The 4,885-nt window shown below is 51.0% G+C and carries 3 protein-coding genes; all 3 read left to right on the top strand.

The genetic code is table 11. From position 1 onward, the window contains the following. Window positions 1-3,839 (top strand): SDR family NAD(P)-dependent oxidoreductase (locus tag RMO52_RS17685; protein ID WP_310416818.1); only part of this gene is annotated, 3,839 nt, incomplete at its 5' end. Window positions 3,840-3,886: 47 nt separating this feature from the next. Then, the gene (locus RMO52_RS17690; protein WP_310416821.1) at window positions 3,887-4,021 is read left to right on the top strand and encodes a hypothetical protein; all 135 of its coding nucleotides are present in this window, start codon (window positions 3,887-3,889) and stop codon (window positions 4,019-4,021) included. A gap of 4 nt (window positions 4,022-4,025) precedes the next feature. Continuing rightward, the coding region (locus RMO52_RS17695) for a MupA/Atu3671 family FMN-dependent luciferase-like monooxygenase (RefSeq protein WP_310416824.1) at window positions 4,026-4,885 on the top strand (860 nt) is incomplete at its 3' end.

A 4,885-nucleotide genomic window follows, 5' to 3' on the forward strand; every position in this document is an offset into this window, starting at 1 on the left:
ATAATGATGGGGCGATGAAAGTCGGCTACACCGCACCCAGCCAGGAAGGGCAAGCTAAAGTGATTCGGGCGGCTCAACTGATGGCAGAAGTCGAGCCGGAAACCATTACTTATATGGAAACTCACGGTACGGGTACGGCATTGGGCGATCCGATCGAAGTTGCGGCGATGACACAAGCCTTTCGCGCATCGACAGATCTCAAGCAGTTTTGCGCGATCGGATCTGTCAAAACTAATATCGGACATTTAGACGCGGCGGCGGGGATTACCGGATTTATCAAAACAGTGTTGGCACTGCATCACAAACGGATTCCCCCCAGTCTCCATTTTGAGAAACCCAACCCCCAAATCGATTTTGCTAATAGTCCGTTTTACGTCAATACCCAACTCACCGAGTGGGAAACTAACGGTACTCCCCGTCGCGCAGGTGTTAGTTCCTTTGGCTTTGGCGGTACGAATGTCCATGCGATTTTAGAAGAAGCTCCGCCGCCGCTCACCGTAGATCCGGCTACACCTAAACCGAGAGCTTACCAACTGTTGGCACTTTCGACGAAAACGGCTGCTACTTTGGATCGATCGACTGTTAATTTAAGCGATCGACTCCAGCACGCCACGGATCTCAATTTAGCTGATGTCGCTTATACGCTCCAAGTCGGACGTTGGGCTTTAGAACATCGCCGGATTGCCGTTGTATCGACATTGAAAGATGCGGTAGAAGTATTAAATGTGGGGGACTCCGATCGAGTATTTACAGGGCAGACAACAGCTAGCAATCCGCTGATAATGTTCTTATTCCCTGGGCAAGGTTCCCAGTATGTGAATATGGGGCGGGAACTGTATGAGAGTGAAGCCACTTTTCGATCGACATGCGATCGCTGTATTTCGCTCCTTCAGTCTCAACATCAAATCGACATTCGCCCGATCCTATTTGCCGATCGGGTCGATCTCGATACAGCTACCCACCAACTCACCCAAACCGCGATCGCTCAACCTGCGATATTTACGATCGAATATGCTCTCGCTCAACTCTGGATGTCTTGGGGCGTAACACCGCAAGGGGCGATCGGACATAGTATCGGTGAATATGTCGCCGCTTGTCTGGCTGGTGTCTTCTCCCTCGAAGATGCCCTGACGATAGTTGCTACGCGGGGACGATTGATGCAGCAGCAGCCCACAGGAACCATGATAGCCGTCAATTTATCCATCGGCGATCTCCAGCCCTTACTCGACGATTCGCTCCACCTTGCAGCCAGTAATAGCCCCGATCTAAGCGTAGTTTCGGGGACAGTTGAGGCGATCTCGGGACTAGAGAGCCTACTGGCAACGCGGGGGATTACTTGTAAGCCATTACATACCTCTCATGCCTTCCATTCGCCCCTGATGGAGGGTGCGATCGAGCCATTTATTGAATGTTTGCGCGGTATTACTCTCAATCCGCCCCAACTGCTGTTTATTTCCAATGTCACGGGCACTTGGATTACCGCAGCAGCCGCCACCGATCCGCTGTACTGGGCACAGCATTTACGTCAGCCCGTCCAATTTTCAGCCGGGATCGCCGAGTTATTAACCAATCCCGATGCCATCTTCCTCGAAGTCGGGGCGGGGCGAACTCTGGGCACCTTAACCAAACAACAGGCACCCACTCGGACTATTTTTTGTTCCCTCCCCCATCCGCAAGACAAATCCTCGGATCTAGAATTGATGCTGAAAACCTTGGGGCAACTGTGGTTAAATGGCGTAGAAATCGATTGGACTAGCTTTTATGCCGATCGCCAATGCCAGCGCGTCCCCCTGCCCACATATCCCTTCGATCGACAGCGGTATTGGATCGACGCACCTGCGCTAAACGAGCCAAATCGCGCTCTGGTTACGCCAGTTAAAAAAACGGATATCGGCGACTGGTTCTATGTCCCTTCATGGAAACGTTCGACTTTACCCACACTTGCACCGACAGATCGGCAACGTTGTTGGGTAATATTTAGCGATCTTTTAGGATTTGCAACCGTCATGACACAACGGCTACAGCAAAGGGGCGAACGGGTAATTGAGGTCAAAATTGGTACTCAATTTAGTCACAATAACGATATCTATACGATCGATCCTGGCGATCTCAGCCACTACGAGACGCTAATGCGATCGATTCTAGAGATCGATCGTTCGCCCATTATTACTCATCTCTGGACGCTAGGCGCGGTTTCCTTTGATGAATCGCAAACCTACGGTTTCTACAGTCTGCTCTATCTAGCTCAAGCAATCGGACAACAAAATAGCAACGAGCCGATTCATATTGGTGTAGTGACTGGCAATAGTCAAGATGTCACAGGCACCGAAACGATTCAACCCGAAAAAGCGACTATTTTGGGAGCTTGTCGAGTCATTCCTCAAGAGTATCCAAATATTAGCTGCTGTACGATCGATCTAGAAATTACAGCACAACGACTGGAAGTCGTTGCTAGTGGTGCAAAGTCCGCCTGCGCGGACTGGGATATCGATCGGACGATCGCCGATATCCTGGCTCAGGCTACCACTCCGAGCGATTCGATTGTTGCTTATCGGGGCAATTATCGCTGGTTGCCGATTGCCGAACCCCTGTATCTAGAACCAGTTGAGTCGCCAACATCATTACGCGAACGGGGTACATACCTGATTACAGGTGGTATGGGTGGGATCGGACTGACGATCGCCCAACACTTAGCCCAGACAGTACCACAACCAAAACTTATTCTAATCGGTCGTTCACCATTTCCAGCTCAAACTGAATGGGTAGACTGGTTGACAAGTCACGACGAAACAGAGCCAATTAGTAGCAAAATCCGCCAAATCCAATCCCTCCAAGCGATCGGGGCAGAAATACTGGTACTAAATGCCGACGTTGCCGATCTAGTGCAAATGGCAGCCATTCAGGGGCAAATCCAGCAAACCTACGGGCAAATTAACGGCATCTTCCACACAGCAGGCATTCCAGGCGATGGCATCATCCAACTCAAAACGCCCGAAACCGCCGCCAGCGTCATGCGCCCCAAAGTCCAAGGCACACTAGTACTCGATCGCATCTACCGCGATAAAAACCTCGATTTCTTAGTCTTATTCTCCTCCCACAGTGCCCTGCTCGGCGGCATGGGACAAATTGACTATTGCGCCGCCAACAGTTTCCTCGATGCCTTCGCCCTCGCCCAAAACCGCAACTATCGCAGCATCTCAATTAACTGGGATATCTGGCAAGAAGTCGGTATGGGAGCCGATCTCACCGGACTACCCGCACACCTCCAGCCAGAACGATTAGCAGCCCTCGCCACCGGAATTTCCCCTACAGCCGGATGGGAAGCCCTCCAGCGCATCCTCCACAGCGATCTCGATCGGGCGATCGTCTCTACTCAAGACTGGCAAACAGTCCTGAAACAACAACAGCAGCGAACTGTAGCAAATGCCGAAACCCCCCAACCTAGCCCCCAACCGACAGCAGCGGCACACACTCGACGGGTTCAATCCACCGCCTATATCGCACCCAGCATTGAGATCGAGCAACGCATCGCCCAACTATGGCAAACTCAACTCGGTATCGCCCAAATCGGTGCGAATGATAACTTCTTCGAGCTAGGCGGACATTCCCTCCTCGCCGTGCGGGTAGTCTCCCAATTGCGGGAAATCTACCCCGTCGATCTATCCCTCCGCACCCTACTATCCGAAGCCCCAACCGTAGCAGGATTAGCTGCCATCATCGCCGATCTCCTCTCCCCAGCCGACGATCCCGATGAAATGATTCGTCTGCTAGCTGAGATCGAAAATTTGTCGATCGACGAAGTACGCGATCGATTAGCTCAGGAGGAGGCAATAAGTTAGTCAGCTCCGTTCCTACACCGCCGTGGGGTTGGAAACCCCCGCTAGTGATGCAACGTCCGCCTACGCGGACTAGGAAATTTAGTCCGCGTAGGCGGACTTTGCATTATGAGCCGAGACTTCAGTCTCCAGGCAATTCTTATCCCGTTGATGACGTTAAATATAGTTTTGAAATAGAGGATTAAAAGCATGGAATTCAGTTTATTTTACTTCTCCGGCGACGGCTCCACCACCAGCCGCGATAAATACCGACTACTGCTCGAAGGCGCGAAATTCGCCGATCGACATGGATTCGCAGCCGTTTGGGTGCCCGAACGTCATTTTGATGCTTTTGGTGGCTTATACCCCAATCCAGCCGTCGCTGGAGCCGCGATCGCCGCCCTCACCGAGAACATTCAAATCCGTTCTGGTAGCGTCGTCATGCCCTTGCAAGATCCCTTGCGCGTCGCCGAAGAATGGGCGATGGTAGATAACCTCTCCCAAGGAAGAGTTGGACTCTCTTTTGCTCCTGGTTGGCACCCCAATGATTTTGTCCTCGCACCCGAAAAATATGCCGACAAAAAAGAGATTATGTGGCGCGATATTCAAGTAGTTCGCCAACTTTGGCAAGGTGAATCGATCGAACTAATCGGCGGGCATGGTAAACCTGTCAGCATCAATACATACCCTAAACCATTGCAGCCACAAGTACCAATTTGGATTACTTCTCTCTCGGACGAATCATTTATTGAGGCAGGTAAAATCGGTGCAAATATTCTCACATCTCCCCTGTATCAAAGCCTCGATGAAATCCTCCGTAAAATCACTTTATATCGTCAAACTCTAGCCCAAAGCGGTCGCGATCCGCAGAGTGGCAAAGTATCCATGATGATTCATACATTTATCGGTGACGATCTGGAATCAGTCAAAATCAAAGTCAAACAACCATTTAAAAATTACCTGAAAACTCACTTCGATCTAGTCGTAAAGTCCGCTGGCGATCTGCGCTTCTCGATCGATCCAAAAACCATGACTGCCCGCGATCTCGATGACTTGCTAGAATTCAGTTT

This window comes from Chamaesiphon sp. OTE_8_metabat_110 (genome assembly GCF_031382685.1).
In the GTDB taxonomy this organism is placed as follows: domain Bacteria; phylum Cyanobacteriota; class Cyanobacteriia; order Cyanobacteriales; family Chamaesiphonaceae; genus Chamaesiphon.